This window comes from Serratia sp. CY55921, assembly GCF_052167655.1.
Lineage (GTDB): Bacteria > Pseudomonadota > Gammaproteobacteria > Enterobacterales > Enterobacteriaceae > Serratia > Serratia ureilytica.
The window spans coordinates 55,261-77,375 of sequence record NZ_JBJNMU010000003.1 but is presented as its reverse complement, the minus strand read 5'-3'; the positions used below and the strand labels follow the sequence as shown (position 1 = coordinate 77,375).

The window sequence follows — 22,115 nt, the reverse complement described above, 5'->3', positions numbered from 1 at the left end:
GGCGTTAGTATAAGGTAATCAATGGGTGAGAAAATAAACAGCCGCCAGTATGCGGCTATACCCGCCGCCTTTCAAGCCGCGTTCAAAGGCGTGCTTTGGCGGGCGCGATGCAGGATAGCGGGCGGCAGGCCGCCCGCATGACGCATTACTTCGCCGCCAGGCGCTTTTCAATCGCGTCCATCAGCATGCCGGTAATCGAGATCGGGAATGCCGCCTCAATTTCGCGCGCGCAGGTTGGGCTGGTCACGTTGATTTCGGTCAGGCGATCGCCGATCACGTCCAGGCCGACGAAGATCAGCCCTTTCTCTTTCAGCGTCGGCGCGACAGCGCGGGCGATTTTCCAGTCGCTCTCGCTCAGCGGACGCGCTTCGCCGCGGCCGCCGGCCGCCAGGTTGCCACGGGTCTCGCCCTGCGCCGGAATGCGCGCCAGGCAGTAAGGCACCGGCTCGCCGTCGACGACCAGAATGCGTTTGTCGCCGTCCTTGATCGCCGGCAGGAAGTTCTGCGCCATGCAGAAACGGCTGCCGTGTTCGGTCAGGGTTTCGATGATCACCGACAGGTTAGGATCGTCCTGCTTCACGCGGAAGATAGACGCGCCGCCCATGCCATCCAGCGGCTTCAGGATGACGTCGCCGTGCTGCTGGTGGAATTTGCGGATGTGCGCGGCGCTGCGGCTGACCAGCGTATCCGGCGTCAGTTCCGAGAACCAGGCGGTGAACAGCTTCTCGTTGCAGTCACGCAGGCTTTGCGGCTTGTTGACCACCAGCGTGCCTTTGACTTCGGCGCGTTCCAGAATGTAGGTCGCGTAGATGTATTCGGTATCGAACGGCGGATCCTTGCGCATCAGGATCACGTCCAGATCGTGCAGCGCCAGATCCTGCTCGGCGCCGAAGCTGAACCAGCTCTCCTTGTCTTCCTTCACGCTCAGCAGGCGGGTGCGGGCGCGCCCGTCACCGGCGTGCAGATAGAGATCGTTCATCTCCATGTAGTGCAATTCGTAACCGCGGCGCTGCGCTTCGAGCAGCATGGCGAAGCTGGTGTCTTTCTTGATGTTGATGGAATCGATAGGATCCATCACGATGCCGAGCTTAATCATCTTTTCTCCTTTAACCCAGGTCGCCGAAGCGGACCTGCAGAGCGGTAATGGCGGTGAGCGCTGTGGTTTCGGTACGCAGAACGCGTGGTCCCAGCAGAATATCAGTAAATCCGTGGTCGGTGGTCATGGCGATTTCGTCGGCGGACAAACCGCCTTCCGGGCCGATCAGCAGGCGAACGCGGTCTACCGGCTGCGGCAGCGTGTTGATGCTGTGGCTGGCGCGCGGGTGCAGGTTGAGTTTCAGGCTGCCGTCCTGCTCGGCGCACCAGGCCTCCAGCGACATCGCCTCGCGGATTTCGGGAATGCGGTTGCGTCCGCACTGTTCGCAGGCGGCGATGGCGATCTTCTGCCATTGTTGGATTTTCTTCGCCAGACGCTCGCCGTCCAACTTGACGCCGCAGCGCTCGGAAAACAGCGGGGTGATGACGTTGACGCCCAGCTCGATGGATTTCTGGATGGTGAACTCCATCTTCTCGCCGCGCGAGATCACCTGGCCCAGATGCAGGTTGAGCGGCGATTCGATGTCCTCCACGCGGGCGTCGCCAAGGCGCACCAGCACGCTCTTTTTGTCCACCCGGACTATCTCGGCGTCGAACACCTGGTTGCTGCCGTCGAACAGCTGCAGCGCCTGGCCGGCGCTCATGCGCAGCACGCGCCCGACGTGGTTGGCGGCGTCCTCGCTGAGGGCGATCTCCGCCCGGTCGGTCAACGGCTGCGGATGGTAAATGCGGGGTATGCGCATGGGTAGTCTGATCCTGACGAAACGGCGCCGCGGGTTGGCGGCGCCATGAAAGATAAAGGCTATAGTAGGTTAGCTTTTCCGCTGCTGACAAGCCTGTTGAATATAGGGGTTGTGGTTGCCCTGCACCTTGGCGATACGTGCTTCACGCTGACATTCCCATTGGCTCACCGGATATTGCCGGTTCCACACCTCGAACAGTTGGGTTTGCTGGCGTGACAGCCGCAGCTGGTAGCGATCGCGCATGTAGAAGTAGGTGCGGGCAATGGCGCCGCGGGCGCGGGCGGGCGGCTCCGCCTGTTTATTCTTGAAGTCCACCTTCATTGGGCACTGCCCGTATTGGCCTGCGCCGCCGTTCCATTGGCTGTACATGAAGTTGTTGCGGTCGCCGTTCACTTCGCCGATCGCCGGCTGCAGGTTGTGCAGATCGGTTTCTATCTGGCGATAGGTGGCGTCCTTATTGCAGTTTTTGCGTCCGCCGTCTTGCCAGCACTGCAGTTGGTGGCCGAACTGCCAGGCCGGCACCACGTGTTCCCACTCGATGCGCTGCGCGCGCTGGGCGTTTTTACGCACCTGATAGCCGCAGCCGGCGAGATCCGGGATGCCCTTCTTGCCTTGCCAGTCGATGCGGCAGCCGCAGTAAAAGCTGCCCGGCGCATCCCGGTTAATCTTGGCCGCCGCCGCTTTGGCCTGAGAGAAGTTATTGATGCCGTGCGCCTGTACGGCGCCTGCGGCGAAAACCGCCATAAACAAAATTCTGCGAAGCATATTCCAAAACAGCTCAAAATTGGAAAAGCAGGCAGGGTAACGGAACTTGCCGGTAGTGGCAAATGGCGATATTTGCTTGTTTTAACGTATAAATCGTTTAACTAAAGGTTCTCGCTAGCAAGAAATTTCAGTTTTTCGCCGCACCGGCGGCAGCGGTATTCGCTTTCGCCGCGCAGCACGCGGTTATGGCGGCGAATGGTGAGCTGGTGCTGCCCACAGGCGCAGCGGTAGGGGAAGGTCTTGCTTTGCACCGAGGCGGTTTCGAAACGGTGAGTGCGGCTGGCGGGCGTCAGCAGCACGCTTTCCATCATCCAGCGCCATTCGCGGCCGTGCGGCGCCACCCGGCCGAATTGGCGAAACACCAGCAGGTGCGCCAGTTCGTGCGGCACCACTTCATCGATAAACGGCTGTTGGTTTTCCAGCAGCAGCACCGGGTTCAGGCGGATTTCCCAGCTTTGCAGCCAGGCGGTGCCCGCGCTGGTGCCGCGTTGCTGATAGACGATGCTGGGTTCGGGGAACTCGACGGCAAAATGCCGGCGGGCCAACTGCAGCTTTTCTCGCAGGCAGCGCATCACCGCTTGTTGCAGCGCGATGGGGATTCTCGGTTTGTTCATTGCGGCTAGCTTAAGCAATGGCGCGGCGGCTGACAATACGCACCGGCGCAAATCGCATCCGGCGCTTTTTCGCCACATTGATAAAGCGATCGCCACCGATGGATTGTAATCAATGTGTTAACTGCGGGATAATAAAGCGTGCATGATGAGCCTGTACCCGCAGTTCTCACCGAGCAAGGTTGAAACGCCGCCTGTGGCAATCCCTTACGCAAAGAGCGGTTATTTTGCGATTTGGCGCAATAACTGACTGATTAAAAATACGTAAGGTGAAGGCAGTTTTTTGACAAGGCGCCGCCTCGCGCGCCGCAAGTGTGAATTTAACGCAGCTGATGTTGCAAGTGAGAGATCAATGTCGAATAAACCGTTCCACTATCAAGATCCGTTCCCGCTGAAGAAAGACGATACCGAATATTACCTGCTGAGCCGCGACCACGTTTCCGTGAGCGAGTTTGAAGGCCAGGAAATACTGAAAGTTGCCCCTGAAGCGTTAACCCTGCTTGCCCAGCATGCGTTCCACGACGCGTCGTTCATGCTGCGCCCGGCGCACCAACAGCAGGTGGCCGATATCCTCAAAGATCCGGACGCCAGCGAAAACGACAAGTACGTTGCGCTGCAATTTCTGCGTAACTCAGAAATCGCCGCCAAGGGTATTTTACCGACCTGCCAGGACACCGGGACGGCGATCATCGTCGGCAAAAAGGGCCAGCGCGTCTGGACCGGCGGCGGCGATGAAGAAGCGTTGTCGCGTGGGGTGTACAACACCTACATCGAAGAGAACCTGCGCTATTCGCAGAACGCCGCGCTGGATATGTACAAAGAGGTCAATACCGGCAGCAACCTGCCGGCGCAGATCGATCTCTACAGCGTGGACGGCGAAGAGTACAAGTTCCTGTGCATCGCCAAGGGCGGCGGTTCAGCCAACAAAACCTATCTGTATCAGGAAACCAAGGCGCTGCTGTCGCCGGGCAAGCTGAAAAACTACCTGGTCGACAAGATGCGCACGCTGGGCACTGCGGCCTGCCCGCCGTACCACGTGGCGTTCGTCATCGGCGGCACCTCGGCGGAAGCGACGCTGAAAACAGTCAAACTGGCCTCGACCAAGTATTACGATGGCCTGCCGACCGAAGGCAACGAGCATGGTCAGGCGTTCCGCGATCTGGAACTCGAAGCGGAATTGCTGCAAGAGGCGCAGAACCTGGGGCTGGGCGCGCAGTTCGGCGGCAAATACTTCGCGCACGATATCCGCGTCGTGCGTCTGCCGCGCCACGGCGCCTCCTGCCCGGTCGGCATGGGCGTTTCCTGTTCGGCGGACCGCAACATCAAAGGCAAGATTAACCGCGACGGCATCTGGCTGGAAAAACTGGAGCACAATCCGGGTAAATTCATTCCTCAGGAGCTGCGCCAGGCCGGGGAAGGCGAGGCGATCAAGGTCGATCTCAACCGTCCGATGGCCGAGATCCTCAAACAGCTGTCGCAGTACCCGGTTTCCACCCGCCTGTCGCTGAGCGGCACCATCATCGTTGGCCGCGATATCGCGCACGCCAAGCTGAAAGAGCGCTTGGATCGCGGTGAGGGCCTGCCGCAGTACGTCAAGGATCACCCGATCTACTACGCCGGCCCGGCTAAAACGCCGGAAGGCTATGCGTCCGGTTCCTTGGGGCCGACCACCGCCGGGCGTATGGATGCCTACGTCGATCTGCTGCAATCTCACGGCGGCAGCATGATCATGCTGGCGAAAGGCAACCGCAGCCAGCAGGTGACGGATGCCTGCCACAAGCACGGCGGCTTCTACCTCGGCAGCATCGGCGGCCCGGCGGCGGTGCTGGCGCAGCAGAGCATCAAGAGCCTGGAGTGCGTGGAGTACCCTGAATTGGGCATGGAAGCGATCTGGAAAATCGAAGTGGAAGATTTCCCGGCGTTTATCCTGGTGGATGACAAAGGCAATGACTTCTTCCAGAAGATCCAGGCTGGCCAATGCGCCAGCTGCCTGAAATAAGCGTTGCCCCCTTCGCCGCTCGCGGGCGGTGAAGGGGGACTGTGTAAAGTCCTGTAGCTTGCTGGACGGCGAGTTTTAACCTGTATACCCTACGCGGATAGCACTAAAATTCGACTAATGGAATATCGGTAACATAAGGTTCGGCAAGCACATGGGTACGCAGGAAAGTCACATCAGGGAATTGCTGGTCTGGATTGAAGATAACCTGACCAATCCGCTGTCGTTGGATATCGTTTCCGCCAAGTCAGGCTATACGAAATGGTACCTGCAGCGCATGTTCAAGAAGCAGACCGGATTATCGTTAGCCTCCTACATCCGCGCTCGTCGCCTCTACCTCGCCGCCTTCGCCTTGCGCTTCACGCAGAAGAGCATTCTGGACATTTCGGTTGAATATCAATTCGATAATCAGCAGACGTTCTCGCGCTGTTTCAAGAAACACTTCGCCGAGTCGCCCAGCGTTTATCGTCATGCCCGCAAACAGGACTTCAGCAATCTGGTGCGTTCACTCGCGGCCAGCCAGCCCGGCGATATTGAGGTTGAACGCGTCAGCATCGCCAGAGGGCAATACGCTTTTCACGGCAAGCAGTACGCTTACCACCTGGACATAGAGAGGTTGGATAAGTCGCATCTGCCGCAGCGCAGCGCGCTGCGGGCGCAGTTTTACACCTTGTTAGGCGAGCGCCCGACGCAAACCTATTCGTTTACCCAACTGGTGCCGGACGGCGAGCGGGTCAGAGTCGACTATACCCTGGGCGTGACGACGGACTATCCGCTGCGTGAAGGCGTGGCGCTGGAGCCGCTGCCGGAGATCCACGGCGAGTTTTGCCGTTTTCGCTATTCCGGCAAGCCGGTGGCGCTCAATGATCACATCATTAAAATTTACACGCAGGTGCTGCCCGAAATGGGGCTGGCCCGCGGTGACGGGCCGGACATGACGGTGTTCAGCTATTCGCTGAGCGGGAAAGAGGAGCTGCATCTGGAGCTGCAGCATCTGGTGCCGGTGGTGCCGCTGCACTGATCCCGTCGGCGGCCGGCCGCCGGTTTTTCTGCTGCACGATCGCCGCCATCACCGCCAGGGCGATCTCCGCGGGCGTTTTGCTGCCCAGCGGCAGGCCGATCGGCGCATGGATGCGTTCCAACTCCTGCGGCGTGAATTCGGCAATCTGCTGCAACCGCTGGCGCCGCCGCGCGCTGTTTCTCAGCGATCCCATGGCGCCGATGTAAAACGCCGGAGTGTGGATCGCTTCCATCAGCGTTAGATCGTCCATACGCGGATCGTGGGTCAGCGCCACGACGGCGGTATTGGCGTGGCAACCGCCGTCCTCAATGAACTTGGCCGGAAACTGGCGCAGCAGCGTCACGCCCGGTTTTAACTCGGCGGCGAAGTTATCCAGCGCCTCCGGGCGATTCTCGCAAACCAGCACCTCAAACCCCAGCGCCACGGCGAAATCGGCGCAGTACAGCGCCACGCTGGACAGCCCGGCGATCAGCAGGCGCGGTGCAGCCGCGATATGCAGGGTAATCTGTTCGAGCCGGCGTTCCACCTGGGTGGCGCTGGTGAAATGACTCTGCTCGAGGCTGTGGCAGGCGTGGGGCAGCGTCAGGCGTTTGATCAACGCGTGATGCCCTTCCAGCGCGCCGGCGATGCGTCGCAGGTAAGCGACGCTGGCTTCTCCCGCCGGCAGATACTCGATCAGCACGTCCAGCACGCCGCCGCACGGCAGCGCCACGTTGGGCGTCATACCGCCTTCGCCGTAACGGATCACCTGGCTGGCCGCCTGATACTCCCCGGCGGCTACGCGGCGCAGAAAGTCCTCCTCCACGCACCCGCCCGACAACGAACCGCTGTAGCGGCCGTCGCGGGTCGCCGCCATCAGCGCGCCCGGCGAGCGCGGCGAAGAACCATAGGTGCTGAGGACGGTGCATAACCAGACCGGCTGGTGTTGCAGCCAGCTTATCGCCTGGCTGACCACGGTGACATCAAGATGTTGCATAGGTGAATTTACTCGCTGGCCGGAAGTTGCGATGGAAGATCAATATCCTGCACGACGCCGGGGTGCTCAAGTGGCAACAGGTGCACCGTTGCGCCTTGCAGCAGCCCACGGGCGCCATTATCGCCGCGCAGTTGGCAAAGTTGTTTGCGCAATAGGGCGGAAAAGCCGACCGGGTGACCGGGCTGTTGCGCATAGCTGGGGCGTACGATCGCGTGTTGCCGTAAGGCGCTCGCCACCTGCCGGAAGACATCGGCGCCGACGAACGGCATATCGGCCAGATGAATCAGCCAGCCTTGCCAGTGCGGCGTGGCCGCAACGCCTGCGGCGATCGAGTCGCCGAGGCCCGCGCTGGCGAGCAGGGTAACCGGCACCTGATTGGCGGCGCAGGCTGCCAGCACCGGCAGATTATCCGGACGGGTCACCACCTGCACCGGCAGCTCGGAAGCCAGCGCCTGGCGCAGGGTGTGTTCGAACAGCGAACGCCGCTCGCCCACCGCATCGGCAAACCCGGCGTTCAGTTTGTTGCCCTGGCCGCCGGCCCGAATAAAGCGCTCCCCGCGTCCGGCGGCGGTAATAATGATGCCCGTGATCATGGTTCAAGCCCGCGTTTGCGCAAATTATTTATTAGCGTACAAACCTTATGTGTTTTGCAAATGTTTTTTTGTTGAAAACAGCCTGTTAATCATCACATAATTTTAGTTATAAGCATATGCTTATGACGTCTACGGCAAGGTCGTCAGCGTTTGCGCAACAACACCGCGAACAAAAACCAATTACAAGAAAGACGTGAAGGACTTATTTATGAGCAATTTCAACCCGTCGCGGCGTCGCTTTATCAAAAGCGCCGTGATTGCGGGGGTATCCGTGTACCTCGCGCCCCTGTACAGCCGCGCCTACGCCGCGCTGTTCGAGCAAAAAATCCTCCAGTCGCCCAATTGGGATCCGCAGGCCAAGCGCGTGCGTTTCCGTATCGACGGCCGCGCCAAGGTCATGGGGCAGAAGGTGTTCGCGCGCGATATCCGCGCGGTGGACATGCCGCACTGGCCGCAGAAACAGGCGCACGCCTTCATTCTGCGCGTGACCAAGGCCGACCGGTTGTTCGAAGGGGTCGATCTGTCGCTGTTGGGGGACGATCTGCAGCCGGATCGCCTGGTGACGGCGGAAGATCTGGCGCGCGACGGCCTGGCCTTTCCGGCGTTCTACGGTGATGACATGCTGCTGCCGAGCGGCAAAACCCCGGCCTACCTCGGCCAGGCGGTGGCGATCCTGATCTATCACGACTTCGCCCGTTTCCGCTTCGCCAAGGACAAGCTGAAATTCCGCGAAGAAACCATCAAATACGGCGCGGTGACCGGCCCGCTCGAGCGCGATCCCTGGGGCAGCTTCCGCTATGTGCGGGTGGGGGGAGAACAGCCGTTCGACGACGATCGCTTCTCCAGCCTGAAGGACACGCCGATCTTCCCGGTGTCGATGAAAAAACACCTGCCGGTGTGGCCGGAAGGGCGCGAGGGCGGCAAGCTGGATCAGGAGGGCATGCGCTATGCAGGGATGATCGCCGACGAGTTGGCGAATCCGCCGGCCGACTGGCTGGTAATGTCGCGCCGCTACACCACGCAGTCGATAGACACCTCGGCGCTGGAGCCGGACAACGCCAACGGCTGGTTCGACGCGCAGACGCAAACCCTGCATCTGGTGGTGCCGACGCAGTCGCCGCAGGAAGTGGCCGACGAGATGCCGCGCATGCTGGCCAAGCGCAATCCGCCGGTGAAACAGCTGATCCTGCACCCGTGCTACACCGTGGGCTACGGCTCGAAAGACCACTACAACTTCCCGTATTACGGCGCGGTGGCGGCGATGTACGGCGACGGTCACCCGGTGCGCCTGGCCAACGATCGCTTCGAACAGTTCCAGACGGCGTTGAAGCGCCACGCGTTCGACATGAACTACCGCATCGCGGTGAATAAGCAGACCGGCGTCATGCAGTCGTTCCTCGGTGACATGACCGCGGACGGCGGCGGCCGCAGCAACTTTACCCCTTCGGTGGTGATGGTCGGCGCAACCGCCGCCCAGTCGATTTACTACTTCCCGAAAAGCGATCTGTCGTCGGTCGGGCTGGCTTCACGCGCCATCGACGCTGGTTCGGCGCGCGGTTACGGCACGCTGCAGAGCATGGCCGCCACCGAGATGATGGTGGATGAGTTGGCCGCCGAGCTGAAGATTGACCCGATCGAGTTCCGCCTGCGCAACGTGCTGAAATCCGGCATGAAAAACACCCAGGGGGCGATCCCGGCCGGTGCGATCCGCGCCGATGAAGTACTGGAAAAGGCGGCGAAGCATGAGATATGGCTTAAGCGCGCCGAACGCAAGGCCGAGTTTGAGAGCCGTCATCCCGGCAAGCGCTATGGCGTCGGCTTCGGCTGCGTGCAGAAAGACTTCGGCACCGGGGCGGAAACCTCGTTCGCCCGGGTGGAGCTGAGCGAAGACGGCCGCATCATCCTGCATCACAGTGGCGCGGAGATGGGCACCGGCATGTCGACCTCGCAGTCGGTATTGTGCGCGCAGTGGCTGGGCAAACCGGCCGACGAAGCGCACTTCTCGGTCACCGACTGGTCGGTATTGCCGATGGTCACCAGCGGCGATCCTTACCTGATGTCGCAGGAAGAGCAGGACAAGCTGCAAACCAACCCCAACTGGACGCCGAGCTACTGTTCGCCGTCGAGCGCCAGCAACTCGGCCTATTACTTCTCGCACAGCACCCGCGAAGCGGCGCGCCTGATCTTCGATCACGGCCTGTGGCCGGCGGCGATGGCGCTGTGGCAGGCTGGTATCGGCGGCGGCCAGGCGGCGCCGCTGGTGGTGCGGCGCGAAGATGCGCGTTGGGTCGAAGGCGGCCTGACGGCGGCGGGCATGTCGGTGCTGAGCCTCGAGCTGCTGGCCAAGACGGCTTATCAGATGGGCGGCGTCACCGGCGCGGCGGTGCATGTGTTCAACCGCTGGCAGTGGGCGGAGGCCGATTTCACGTTGAACGGCAAAAGCGAACGCCTGCCGATCGACGGCATGGCGCTGCGCAACGCCGGCGGCGAATTCAAACCGCTGGCGCGCGGGCAGGTCTACTACCCGCCGACCCAGCGCAACAATGCGGCGGTGACCTACTACAGCGCCGTCGGCACGCTGGCGGAAGTGGCGGTGGATATCGCCACCGGCCAGGTGGAGTTGCTGAATCACCACTCAATCATGGAGTGTGGCAACCTGATCGTGCCGGAACTGGTTTCCGGCCAACTGCAGGGCGGGCTGGCGATGGGCATCGGCCATGCGCTGCACGAATATTTACCGCTGTACGAAGACGGCCCGGGCAACGGCACCTGGAACTTCAACCGTTACCACCTGCCGCGCGCCAGCGACGTGGCGGTATGGAAACAGAGCGGCGACATCCTGCCGGCGCTGTCGGAAACCGATCCGCCGAAAGGCATGGCGGAAGTGGTGATGATCCCGATCGTGGCCGCACTGGTCAACGCCATTGCCGACGCCACCGGCCACCGTTTCCGTGATTTGCCCGTTCGTGCAGAAAATATTCGTGAGGTATTACAATGAGCATTAAAACCCAGCCGATTTCCCTGACCATCAACGAGAAACAGTACGGCCCGATCGAGGTGCCGGAAGGCTTGATGATGATCGATTTCCTGCACGAGTATCTCGATTTGACCGGTTCGCGCCTCGGCTGCGGGCAGGGCATTTGCCACGCCTGCGTGGCTATTGTCGATCACCCGAGCGGCACCAGCGAAGAGGTGCGCACCTGCATCACCGGCGCGCATTTCTTCAACGGCAAGAAAGTGCGCACCGTCGAAGGCCACGCCAGGGTGGACGAACAGGGGGAGGTGGTTGAGCTGTCGCCGATCCAGCAGGCGTTTCTGGAGCACTACAGCTTCCAGTGCGGCTACTGCACGCCAGGCTTCGTCAACGCCGCCACCATCTTCGTGGAAAAGCTCAAGCGTGAGCCGATCGCCCGCGATCAGCTGGAGAACGCCATCGAGCAGGCGCTGGACAGCCACATCTGCCGCTGCACCGGCTACGTGCGCTACTACGAAGCGGTGCGCGACGTGGTGCTGAAAACGCCGGGCCTGCTGAAGGAGACGGCGCAATGAAAAAACGTCTCGCAATGTTGATTGTGCTGGTGGCGATCGTGGTGATTGCGCTGTTGTGGTGGCGGGAAAACCGCCGTTACGACGGCCCGGTGCAGCAGGTGACCGCCAGCGCCGAACAGATCGCGCGCGGCCGCTATCTGGCGCAGGCCGCCGACTGCGCCGCCTGCCATACCGCCAGCGGCGGGGCGCCGTTGGCCGGCGGCTATCCGCTGGACACGCCGTTCGGCACGATTTACGGCAGCAACCTGACGCCGTCGGCCGACCACGGCATCGGGCGCTGGAGCAAGGACGACTTCTTCCTGGCGCTGACGCAGGGCGTGGCGCCGGGCGGACGGCACCTGTACCCGGCGATGCCTTACACCTCGTACAAGGGCATTTCGCGTCAGGACGCCGATGACATCTACGCTTACCTGATGACGCGCCCGGCGGTGGACGTGGCCATTCCGGCCAACGACATGCCGTTCCCGTTCAACCAGCGCATGGCGCTGATCGGCTGGAATCTGCTGTTCCGCAGCCAGGATCCGCTGCCGGCCAGTTCGCAGGGCAGCTCGCCGCAATGGCAGCGCGGCCGCTATCTGGCCGACGTGCTGGGCCACTGTGGCGAATGCCACACGCCGCGCGGCGCGCTGGGACAGATGGATCTCGGCAAGCCGATGCAGGGCGGCGATCTCGGCCGCTTCATGGCGCCGGACATTACGCCGCACGGCTTGGCGCAGCGCGGCTGGACGCCGCAGGACGTCAGCCGCTTCCTCGGCACTGGCCTCGCGCCGCAGGGTTCGGCCTTCAGTGAGATGCATATGGTGGTGGATCTCAGCACCCGTCATTTGACGCCGGAAGATCATCAGGCGCTGGCGCTGTATCTGATGGGCGAGCAGCCGCCGGCGGCGGTGCCGGTGAAAATGGGCCAGGGCAGCGATGCCGGGCGCATGACCTATCTGGATCAGTGCGCCGGTTGCCATGCGCGCGAAGGTGAGGGCAAACCGCATGTGGCACCGGCGATGCGCGATAACGCCACGCTGCGCCAGGCGGACGGCAAGAACCTGATCGTGTCGGTGCTGGACGGCCTGCCGGCCCAGCAGTTCCCGAACGGTGAAAGCATGCAGAGTATGCCGGGCTTCGGCGAGCGTCTGAGCGATGCTGAAGTGGCGGAACTGGTGAATTACCTGCGGGTGACCTGGGGCGGTTTGCCGGCGGACGTCACCGCCGAGCAGGTGAAAGCGCTGCGCAAGTAAGCGGCGTTCAGACGAAAAAAATGGCCCGCATCTGCGGGCCATTTTATTGCGCGGTCACGGGATTCAACGGCTGGTGACGCCGTCGACACGTTGGCTGCGCTGTTTGATGGCGTAACCGACGGCCAGGATCGCCACCCATACCGGGATCAGCAGCACCGAGATTTGAATGCCCGGCGTCAGGTACATGATCACCAGGATGCCGGCCATGAACAGCAGGCACAGGTAGTTGCTGAACGGGTACCAGAACGCTTTGAACTTCGGCACCACGCCTTCGCGGTTTTTGGCGGCGCGGAATTTCAGGTGCGCCAGGCTGATCATCGCCCAGTTGATCACCAGCGCCGATACCACTAACGCCATCAGCAGTTCGAAGGCGCGGCCCGGGATCAGGTAGTTAATCAGCACGCACAGCGCGGTGGCGAGGGCGGAAATGCCGATGGCTACCACCGGCACGCCGCGGCCGTCGACCTTCAGCAGGCTTTTCGGGCCGTTGCCCTGCTGCGCCAAGCCGTACAGCATGCGGCTGTTGCAGTAGACGCAGCTGTTGTAGACCGACAGCGCGGCGGTGAGCACCACGATGTTCAGCACGGTCGCCACCAGGTTGCTGTTCAGCGCGTGGAAGATCAGCACGAACGGGCTGCCGCCTTCAACCACTTTGCCCCACGGGTACAGCGACAGCAGAATGGCCAGCGAACCGATATAGAAGATCAGGATGCGGTAGATCACCTGATTGGTGGCTTTCGGAATGCTTTTTTGCGGGTTGTCGGCTTCGGCGGCGGTGATGCCGACCAGCTCGAGGCCGCCGAAGGAGAACATGATCACCGCCATCGCCATCACCAGGCCCATGACGCCGTTCGGGAAGAACCCGCCCTGCGCCCACAGGTTGGTGACGGTGGCTTCCGGGCCGCCCATGCCGCTGAACAGCAGGTAGGCGCCGAACACGATCATGCCGATAATCGCCACCACTTTGATGATGGCGAACCAGAACTCCATCTCGCCGTAAACTTTCACGTTGGCCAGGTTGATGGCATTGATCGCCAGGAAGAATACCGCGGCGGAAACCCAGGTGGGGATCTCCGGCCACCAGTACTGTACGTAGATGCCGACCGCCGTCAGCTCCGCCATCGCCACCAGGACATACAGCACCCAATAGTTCCAGCCGGAGGCGAAGCCGGCGAAGTTGCCCCAGTATTTGTAGGCGAAGTGGCTGAAGGAACCGGCGACCGGTTCTTCCACCACCATTTCCCCCAGCTGGCGCATGATCAGAAACGCGATGAAGCCGCCGATGGCGTAGCCGAGGAGCACTGACGGGCCGGCCATTTTTATTGTTTGAGCGATACCGAGAAATAACCCGGTGCCGATTGCGCCACCTAAGGCGATGAGCTGAATATGGCGGTTTTTCAGGCCGCGCTTCAGCTGGTCACCATGCTGTTGACCATCCATCAATCTAACCCTCTGTCGTTGTGAATGCCCACCTGCCTGTAAAGCAGTGGTTACGATGTGTGTTTTGTTTTATTTACGGCGTTATAGCTATTAATTCCACGGCGCCGCTACCGTTTGGCAGAGAATAATGTTATGCGCGTCGGTTTGCACCTGCTTTGTCGTGTGAGTGATTAAGATTGCAGCAGTTTAGGAAACAAAATGCGGGTTGTGTGACGGCAGGGGGGATTCAGTGCATGAAATAAGCAACAAATCACATAATGCGCAAAAATAACGTAGATCTGAACGGTGGGCCGCGTTCAAATAATGAACGAACCGCCGTTGCGCTGTTCGCCAAATAGCCATTCATTAAAGCGTAATAACCATGCAATAAAACTCGGGCAAAAAGTTTGCACTCTGCCTTGCGTAAGGTTTGGTAAAAGTTAAATCCCCAACCCGCCGCGTAAATGGTAATACCATCACGGCGTTACCGGTTTGCAGCGGGGTTTTCAGCGGGGTGTTAAAATGTGCGGGTAACCTGATTTCGATCAAGGCCCGTATGGACAGGAGGTGAATACTTTGTTACTTTACCGTCACGTTTTTGAAATTGGTATTACCAATTGACTCCGCGCCATTCGCAGAGAAGAATTCACTCATGGCCTACAGCAAAATCCGCCAACCCAAGTTGTCAGATGTTATCGAGCAACAGCTCGAATACCTGATCCTCGAGGGGACACTGCGCCCAGGCGAAAAACTGCCTCCGGAGCGCGAGCTGGCGAAACAATTTGATGTCTCCCGTCCTTCTCTGAGAGAGGCCATTCAGCGCCTTGAAGCGAAAGGGCTGCTCCTGCGCCGTCAGGGCGGCGGCACCTTCGTGCAAACTAATCTGTGGCAGAGCTTCAGCGATCCGCTGGCCGAGCTGCTGGCCGACCATCCCGAATCACAGTTCGATCTGCTGGAAACCCGTCACGCGCTGGAAGGCATTGCCGCCTATTACGCGGCGCTGCGCGGCACCGATGAAGATCTGGCGCGCATCCGCGACTGCCACATCGTGATTCAACAGGCTCAAGACAGCGGCGATCTCGACGCCGAAGCCGATGCGGTCATGCAGTATCAAATCGCCGTGACTGAAGCCGCTCACAACGTTGTGTTACTTCACCTGCTACGCTGCATGGGGCCGATGCTGGAACAGAACGTGCGTCAGAACTTTGAATTGCTCTACTCGCGCCGTGAGATGTTGGCAAAAGTGAGCAGCCACCGCGCCGGAATTTTTGAGGCGATTGTGGCACGCGAGCCGGAAAAGGCCCGTGAAGCCTCGCATCGCCACTTGGCGTTTATCGAGGAAATCTTGCTGGATCTCAGCCGGGAGCATACTCGGCGCGAGAGATCGCTGCGGCGTCTCCAGCAACGCAAGGATTAAGAGCTGTCCTCTTCAGGGTACACCAGCCTGCGGGGGTTAAGTTCGAGGTACTTAGTTAAGTACTTAAGCGGCAACTAAACTGATGGGCCTGTCTTCGTGTGTTTTGGCACAGAACACAGGAAGACAGGCTCCAAACAAACCATTAGACAGATAAGGAATACCACCATGTCAGAACGTTTAAACAATGACGTGGATCCGATCGAAACCCGCGACTGGCTGCAGGCGATCGAATCGGTCATCCGTGAAGAGGGTGTTGAGCGAGCTCAGTTTCTGATTGATCAGGTATTGGGAGAAGCCCGCAAAGGCGGCGTTAACGTTGCGGCCGGTGCTGCAGCGCACAACTACGTCAACACCATCGCGGTAGAAGACGAACCGGCTTACCCAGGCAACCTGGATCTGGAACGCCGCATTCGCTCTGCGATCCGTTGGAACGCGATCATGACCGTTCTGCGCGCATCCAAGAAAGACCTGGAGCTGGGCGGCCACATGGCTTCCTTCCAGTCTTCCGCGACCTTCTATGAAGTCTGCTTTAACCACTTCTTCCGCGCACGCAACGAGAAAGACGGCGGCGACCTGGTCTACTTCCAGGGCCACATCTCTCCGGGCGTTTACGCGCGCGCCTTCCTTGAAGGCCGCCTGACCGAAGAACAGATGAACAACTTCCGTCAGGAAGTGCACGGCAACGGCCTGTCCTCTTACCCGCATCCTAAGCTGATGCCGGAATTCTGGCAGTTCCCGACCGTATCCATGGGCCTGGGCCCAATCAGCGCCATCTATCAGGCGAAGTTCCTGAAATACCTGGAACACCGCGGCCTGAAAGACACCTCTGAGCAGACCGTTTACGCCTTCCTGGGCGACGGCGAGATGGATGAGCCGGAATCCAAAGGCGCCATCACCATCGCCACCCGCGAGAAGCTGGACAACCTGGTGTTCGTCATCAACTGCAACCTGCAGCGCCTGGACGGCCCGGTCACCGGTAACGGCAAGATCATCAACGAACTGGAAGGCATCTTCTCCGGCGCAGGCTGGCAAGTGCTGAAAGTGATCTGGGGCGGCCGTTGGGACGAGCTGCTGCGCAAAGACACCAGCGGTAAACTGGTTCAGCTGATGAACGAGACCCTGGACGGCGACTACCAGACCTTCAAATCCAAAGACGGCGCTTACGTGCGCGAGCACTTCTTCGGCCGTTACCCGGAAACCGCGGCGCTGGTCAAAGACATGACCGACGACGAAATCTGGGCGCTGAACCGTGGTGGTCACGATCCGAAGAAAATCTTCGCTGCACTGAAAAAAGCGCAGGACACCAAAGGCAAACCGACCGTTATCCTGGCCCACACCATCAAAGGTTACGGCATGGGTGAAACCGCGGAAGGTAAAAACATCGCTCACCAGGTGAAGAAAATGAACATGGAAGGGGTTCACCACTTCCGCGATCGTTTCAACGTGCCGGTTGCCGATGCTGACATCGAAAAACTGCCGTACATCACCTTCGAGAAAGATTCCGAAGAGTACAAATACCTGCACGAACGTCGCCAGGCGCTGAAAGGCTACGTGCCTACCCGTCTGCCGGAGTTCACCCAGAAGCTGGAAATGCCGGCGCTGGAAGATTTCAGCTCGCTGCTGGAAGAACAGAACAAAGAGATCTCCACCACTATCGCCTTCGTGCGTGCCCTGAACGTGATGCTGAAGAACAAGTCGATCAAAGATCGCCTGGTGCCAATCATCGCCGACGAAGCGCGTACCTTCGGTATGGAAGGTCTGTTCCGTCAGATCGGTATCTACAGCCCGAACGGCCAGCAGTACACCCCGCAGGACCGTGAGCAGGTTGCTTACTACAAAGAAGACGAGAAAGGCCAAATCCTGCAGGAAGGCATCAACGAACTGGGCGCAGCCTCTTCCTGGCTTGCCGCAGCGACCTCCTACAGCACCAACGATCTGCCGATGATTCCGTTCTACATCTACTACTCGATGTTCGGTTTCCAACGCATCGGCGACCTGTGCTGGGCAGCGGGCGACCAACAGGCGCGCGGCTTCCTGATCGGCGGGACCTCGGGCCGTACTACCCTGAACGGCGAAGGTCTGCAGCACGAAGATGGCCACAGCCACATCCAGTCTCTGACCATCCCTAACTGCATCTCTTACGATCCGGCTTACGCGTACGAAGTGGCGGTCATCATGCACGATGGTCTGGTGCGCATGTATGGCGACAACCCGGAAAACGTGTACTACTACCTGACCACGCTGAACGAAAACTACCACATGCCTGCGATGCCGCAGGGTGCGGAAGAAGGTATCCGCAAGGGTATCTACAAGCTGGAAACGCTGGAAGGCAGCAAAGGCAAGGTGCAGCTGCTGGGCTCCGGCGCCATCCTGCGCCACGTGCGCGAAGCTGCGCAGATCCTGGCGAAGGACTACGGCGTGGGTTCCGACACCTACAGCGTGACCTCGTTCACCGAACTGGCGCGCGACGGCCAGGATTGCGAGCGTTGGAACATGCTGCACCCAACCGAAGCGCCACGCGTGCCTTACATCGCTCAGGTGATGAACGAAGCGCCGGCGGTAGCCTCTACCGACTACATGAAACTGTTCGCCGAACAGGTTCGTACTTATGTGCCGGCCAGCGATTATCGCGTACTGGGCACCGACGGCTTCGGTCGTTCGGACAGCCGCGAAAACCTGCGTCACCACTTCGAAGTCGATGCGTCCTACGTGGTGGTTGCTGCTCTGGGTGAACTGGCTAAACGCGGTGAGATCGAAGCTTCCGTGGTTGCTGATGCAATCAAGAAATTCGACATCAACCCGGAAAAAGTTAACCCGCGTCTGGCCTAAGAGGTACTGAATAATGTCTATCGAAATCAACGTACCGGACATCGGTGCAGATGAAGTCGAAATCACCGAGATTCTGGTGAAGGTCGGCGATAAAGTTGAAGCGGAACAATCGCTGATCACCGTGGAAGGCGACAAGGCTTCCATGGAAGTGCCCTCCCCGCAGGCGGGCGTGGTGAAAGAGATTAAAGTGGCGGTCGGCGATAAAACCGAAACCGGCAAACTGATCATGATCTTCGAAGCGGCAGGCGCAGCGGAAGCTGCACCGGCGGCGAAAGCGGAAGAAAAACCGGCGGCAGCAGCTGCCCCGGCTGCCGCTGCGGCCAAAGACGTTGCCGTGCCGGATATCGGCGCCGACGAAGTCGAAGTGACCGAGATCCTGGTGAAAGTGGGCGACAAGGTGGAAGCCGAGCAGTCCCTGATCACTGTGGAAGGCGACAAGGCTTCCATGGAAGTCCCTGCGCCGTTCGCGGGCACCGTGAAAGAGATCAAGATCGCGACCGGCGACAAAGTGAAAACCGGTTCCCTGATCATGGTGTTCGAAGTGGCCGGCGCCGCTTCCGCTGCGGCCCCGGCTGCGGCGCAAGCACCGGCTGCCGCCGCAGCGCCTGCGGCCTCTGCGGCTAAAGACGTCGCCGTGCCGGATATCGGCGGTGACGAAGTCGAAGTGACCGAGGTGATGGTCAAGGTGGGCGACAAGGTTGCCGCCGAGCAGTCTCTGATCACCGTGGAAGGCGACAAGGCCTCCATGGAAGTGCCAGCGCCGTTCGCGGGCACCGTGAAAGAGATCAAGATCGCGACCGGCGACAAAGTGAAAACCGGCTCCCTGATCATGGTGTTCGAAGTGGAAGGCGCTGCGCCTGCCGCTGCCGCCGCTCCAGCCGCTAAAGCGGACGCTGCGCCGGCGCCGGCCGCCGCTAAAGCCGCCGCTCCGGCTGCGAAAGCTGAAGACAAAGGCGAGTTCGCCGAGAACGCGGCCTACGTGCACGCGACTCCGGTCATTCGTCGTCTGGCGCGTGAATTCGGCGTTAACCTGGCGAAAGTGAAAGGCACCGGTCGTAAAGGCCGCATCCTGCGCGAAGACGTTCAGGCTTACGTGAAAGACGCGGTGAAACGCGCTGAAGCGGCCCCGGCTGCTGCCGGCGGCGGTCTGCCAGGTATGCTGCCATGGCCGAAAGTGGACTTCAGCAAGTTCGGCGAGATCGAAGAAGTCGAAATGGGCCGCATCCAGAAGATCTCTGGCGCGAACCTGAGCCGCAACTGGGTGATGATCCCGCACGTGACTCACTTCGACAAAACCGACATCACCGATCTGGAAGCGTTCCGCAAGCAGCAGAACGAAGAAGCGGCCAAGCGCAAGCTGGACGTGAAGTTCACGCCTGTCGTGTTCATCATGAAAGCCGTCGCTGCCGCTTTGGAGCAGATGCCGCGCTTCAACAGCTCGCTGTCCGAAGACGGTCAGAAGCTGACGCTGAAGAAATACATCAATATCGGCGTGGCGGTAGATACCCCGAACGGCCTGGTGGTTCCGGTGTTCAAGGACGTGAACAAGAAGAGCATCACCGAGCTGTCTCGCGAGCTGATGACCATCTCCAAGAAAGCGCGCGACGGCAAGCTGACCGCGGGCGAGATGCAGGGCGGCTGCTTCACCATCTCCAGCCTGGGCGGCATCGGGACAACTCACTTCGCGCCGATCGTCAACGCGCCGGAAGTGGCTATCCTGGGTGTCTCCAAGTCTGCGATGGAGCCGGTCTGGAACGGTAAAGAGTTCATGCCGCGCCTGATGATGCCGATGTCGCTGTCCTTCGACCACCGCGTTATCGACGGTGCCGATGGTGCGCGCTTCATCACCATCATCAACAACATGTTGTCCGACATTCGCCGTCTGGTGATGTAATGCAAAAGGGGCGCAGCATGCTGCGCCCCTGACGATTCTGTAGCAGTTTTGTCGGATTTTGCATAACTCGACAAAATTGTTGAGACACGGGTCACTCGAACACGCTTTGCAGATTATTAACAATTCTGTAAACTGCTCGCGGTGTAAGCGTCCCGGTGGATGAAGGGCGTTATGAGATCGATTAGCAATAAAAATGACGTCTGACCCGCCGGACAATCAATTAAGAGGTCATGATGAGTACTGAAATTAAAACTCAGGTCGTGGTACTTGGGGCGGGCCCGGCAGGTTACTCTGCAGCCTTTCGTTGCGCTGACTTAGGTCTTGAAACCGTTCTGGTTGAACGTTATTCCACTCTGGGCGGGGTTTGCCTGAACGTGGGATGTATCCCTTCCAAAGCACTGCTGCACGTTGCCAAAGTGATCGAAGAAGCCAAAGCGCTGGCCGAACACGGCATCGTTTTCGGCGAGCCGAAAACCGACATCGACAAAGTGCGCGTCTGGAAAGAAAAAGTCATCACTCAGCTGACCGGCGGTCTGGCTGGCATGGCGAAAGGCCGTAAAGTGAAAGTGGTCAACGGCCTGGGCAAGTTCACCGGCGCTAACACCCTGGTTGTTGAAGGCGAAAACGGCCCAACCACCATCAACTTCGACAACGCCATCATCGCTGCAGGTTCTCGTCCGATCCAACTGCCATTCATTCCTCATGAAGATCCACGCGTGTGGGATTCTACCGATGCGCTGGCGCTGAAAACCGTCCCAGAGCGTCTGCTGGTTATGGGCGGCGGCATCATCGGCCTGGAAATGGGCACCGTATACCATGCGCTGGGTTCACAGATCGACGTCGTTGAAATGTTCGATCAGGTTATCCCGGCGGCAGATAAAGACGTGGTGAAAGTCTTCACCAAACGTATCAGCAAGCAGTTCAACCTGATGCTGGAAACCAAAGTGACCGCGGTAGAAGCCAAAGAAGACGGCATCTACGTCACGATGGAAGGTAAAAAAGCGCCGGCAGAACCACAGCGTTACGACGCGGTGCTGGTGGCGATCGGCCGCGTGCCGAACGGCAAACTGCTGGATGCCGGCAAAGCCGGTGTTGAAGTTGACGAGCGTGGCTTCATCAACGTCGACAAACAGCTGCGCACCAACGTGCCGCACATCTTCGCCATCGGCGACATCGTCGGCCAGCCGATGCTGGCGCACAAAGGCGTGCACGAAGGCCACGTCGCCGCAGAAGTTATCGCCGGCATGAAGCACTACTTCGATCCGAAAGTGATCCCATCCATCGCTTACACCGAGCCGGAAGTGGCGTGGGTGGGTCTGACCGAGAAAGAAGCGAAAGAGAAAGGCATCAGCTACGAAACCTCCACCTTCCCGTGGGCGGCTTCCGGCCGTGCGATCGCTTCCGACTGTGCAGACGGCATGACCAAACTGATCTTCGACAAAGAAACTCACCGCATCATCGGTGGCGCGATTGTCGGCACCAACGGCGGCGAGCTGCTGGGTGAAATCGGTCTGGCTATCGAGATGGGCTGCGACGCGGAAGACATCGCGCTGACCATCCACGCTCACCCGACCCTGCACGAATCCGTGGGCCTGGCGGCGGAAATCTACGAAGGCAGCATCACCGATCTGCCTAACCCGAAAGCCAAGAAGAAGTAATTCTGCTGGTTTGACCGGTTAACAAGCGGCTCCTGAGAAGGGGCCGTTTTTTTTTGCTCAGATGCAGAACGCGGTTTTTTGTGGCCGCTGCGCCAAATTCCGATCCTCATGCTTATATCCGTTTTAATTATGTGGATATAATGCCCTGTTTGTCCGGCAGCCGATTACGCTGCGCTCAACGATTCAGCAAAGATTTAATGTTGCTTTTATGTGAACGAATTAACAACCGTTTCAAATCCTGATATGCTGGCTGAGCGGAACCGGGCACTGTACCTTACAGTCCAGGACATCGACAGCAGTGCCCCGTCAGGATAGAT

The 22,115-nt window shown here is 59.8% G+C and carries 16 protein-coding genes; 9 read left to right on the top strand and 7 right to left on the bottom strand.

Features of this window, described 5'->3' with window-relative positions:
- Nucleotides 1-145: 145 nt before the first annotated feature.
- The 4 genes from gshB to ACJ8M3_RS16850 form a co-directional block, all read right to left on the bottom strand.
- Nucleotides 146-1,096: a glutathione synthase gene (gene gshB, locus ACJ8M3_RS16865; protein WP_033644677.1), complete on the bottom strand. Its 951-nt coding sequence runs from the start codon at nt 1,094-1,096 to the stop codon at nt 146-148.
- A gap of 10 nt (nt 1,097-1,106) precedes the next feature.
- Complete coding sequence (gene rsmE / locus ACJ8M3_RS16860; RefSeq protein WP_033644679.1) at nt 1,107-1,838, bottom strand: 16S rRNA (uracil(1498)-N(3))-methyltransferase; 732 nt, start codon at nt 1,836-1,838, stop codon at nt 1,107-1,109.
- Nucleotides 1,839-1,907: 69 nt separating this feature from the next.
- A complete protein-coding gene (gene endA, locus ACJ8M3_RS16855) occupies nt 1,908-2,603 on the bottom strand; it encodes a deoxyribonuclease I (RefSeq protein ID WP_033644681.1) in 696 nt (231 codons plus the stop codon).
- A gap of 101 nt (nt 2,604-2,704) precedes the next feature.
- Nucleotides 2,705-3,217 carry a SprT family zinc-dependent metalloprotease gene (locus ACJ8M3_RS16850; protein ID WP_033644682.1) on the bottom strand — a complete coding sequence of 171 codons (513 nt, stop codon included), beginning with the start codon at nt 3,215-3,217 and terminating at the stop codon, nt 2,705-2,707.
- A 349-nt stretch (nt 3,218-3,566) separates the two neighbouring features.
- Between ACJ8M3_RS16850 and fumA the strand changes: the two genes are divergently transcribed.
- Nucleotides 3,567-5,213 carry a class I fumarate hydratase FumA gene (fumA, locus tag ACJ8M3_RS16845; protein ID WP_442514709.1) on the top strand — a complete coding sequence of 549 codons (1,647 nt, stop codon included), beginning with the start codon at nt 3,567-3,569 and terminating at the stop codon, nt 5,211-5,213.
- 151 nt (nt 5,214-5,364) lie between these two features.
- Nucleotides 5,365-6,231 (top strand): helix-turn-helix domain-containing protein, encoded by an 867-nt coding sequence (locus tag ACJ8M3_RS16840; RefSeq protein WP_033644684.1) that lies wholly within the window; start codon nt 5,365-5,367, stop codon nt 6,229-6,231.
- Here the strand turns inward: ACJ8M3_RS16840 and ACJ8M3_RS16835 are convergent.
- Nucleotides 6,155-7,207, bottom strand: coding sequence for an XdhC family protein (locus tag ACJ8M3_RS16835; RefSeq protein WP_047573689.1), 1,053 nt, complete (start codon nt 7,205-7,207; stop codon nt 6,155-6,157). The two genes, ACJ8M3_RS16840 and ACJ8M3_RS16835, sit on opposite strands and share 77 nt — an antisense overlap.
- An 8-nt stretch (nt 7,208-7,215) precedes the next feature.
- Entirely contained in the window at nt 7,216-7,800 is a 585-nt protein-coding gene (locus tag ACJ8M3_RS16830; protein WP_089197422.1) for a nucleotidyltransferase family protein, read from the bottom strand.
- A 208-nt stretch (nt 7,801-8,008) separates the two neighbouring features.
- Between ACJ8M3_RS16830 and ACJ8M3_RS16825 the strand changes: the two genes are divergently transcribed.
- Genes ACJ8M3_RS16825 through ACJ8M3_RS16815 form a run of 3 tightly spaced genes read left to right on the top strand, consistent with a single transcriptional unit; the run spans nt 8,009 to nt 12,581 of the window.
- Nucleotides 8,009-10,798 carry a xanthine dehydrogenase family protein molybdopterin-binding subunit gene (locus ACJ8M3_RS16825; RefSeq protein ID WP_047026450.1) on the top strand — a complete coding sequence of 930 codons (2,790 nt, stop codon included), beginning with the start codon at nt 8,009-8,011 and terminating at the stop codon, nt 10,796-10,798.
- Complete coding sequence (locus ACJ8M3_RS16820) at nt 10,795-11,349, top strand: (2Fe-2S)-binding protein (RefSeq protein ID WP_015379038.1); 555 nt, start codon at nt 10,795-10,797, stop codon at nt 11,347-11,349. Before ACJ8M3_RS16825 ends, ACJ8M3_RS16820 begins: the two co-directional genes overlap by 4 nt.
- Entirely contained in the window at nt 11,346-12,581 is a 1,236-nt protein-coding gene (locus ACJ8M3_RS16815) for a cytochrome c (RefSeq protein ID WP_033644689.1), read from the top strand. The genes ACJ8M3_RS16820 and ACJ8M3_RS16815 overlap by 4 nt, the downstream gene beginning before the upstream one ends.
- 63 nt (nt 12,582-12,644) lie before the next feature.
- Here the strand turns inward: ACJ8M3_RS16815 and ACJ8M3_RS16810 are convergent, their stop codons facing one another.
- Nucleotides 12,645-14,021 (bottom strand): amino acid permease, encoded by a 1,377-nt coding sequence (locus ACJ8M3_RS16810; protein ID WP_004937488.1) that lies wholly within the window; start codon nt 14,019-14,021, stop codon nt 12,645-12,647.
- A gap of 631 nt (nt 14,022-14,652) precedes the next feature.
- On the opposite strand from ACJ8M3_RS16810, the gene pdhR reads away from it, so the two are divergent.
- From pdhR to lpdA, 4 genes are all read left to right on the top strand, one after another.
- Nucleotides 14,653-15,417, top strand: a complete 765-nt coding sequence (gene pdhR / locus ACJ8M3_RS16805) for a pyruvate dehydrogenase complex transcriptional repressor PdhR (RefSeq protein ID WP_004937490.1) — start codon at nt 14,653-14,655, stop codon at nt 15,415-15,417.
- Between the two features lie 165 nt (nt 15,418-15,582).
- Nucleotides 15,583-18,246 (top strand): pyruvate dehydrogenase (acetyl-transferring), homodimeric type, encoded by a 2,664-nt coding sequence (gene aceE / locus ACJ8M3_RS16800; protein ID WP_089197421.1) that lies wholly within the window; start codon nt 15,583-15,585, stop codon nt 18,244-18,246.
- 13 nt (nt 18,247-18,259) lie between these two features.
- Nucleotides 18,260-20,140, top strand: coding sequence for a pyruvate dehydrogenase complex dihydrolipoyllysine-residue acetyltransferase (aceF, locus tag ACJ8M3_RS16795; RefSeq protein ID WP_033644691.1), 1,881 nt, complete (start codon nt 18,260-18,262; stop codon nt 20,138-20,140).
- A gap of 233 nt (nt 20,141-20,373) precedes the next feature.
- Complete coding sequence (lpdA, locus tag ACJ8M3_RS16790; protein ID WP_033644926.1) at nt 20,374-21,798, top strand: dihydrolipoyl dehydrogenase; 1,425 nt, start codon at nt 20,374-20,376, stop codon at nt 21,796-21,798.
- Nucleotides 21,799-22,115: the final 317 nt, after the last annotated feature.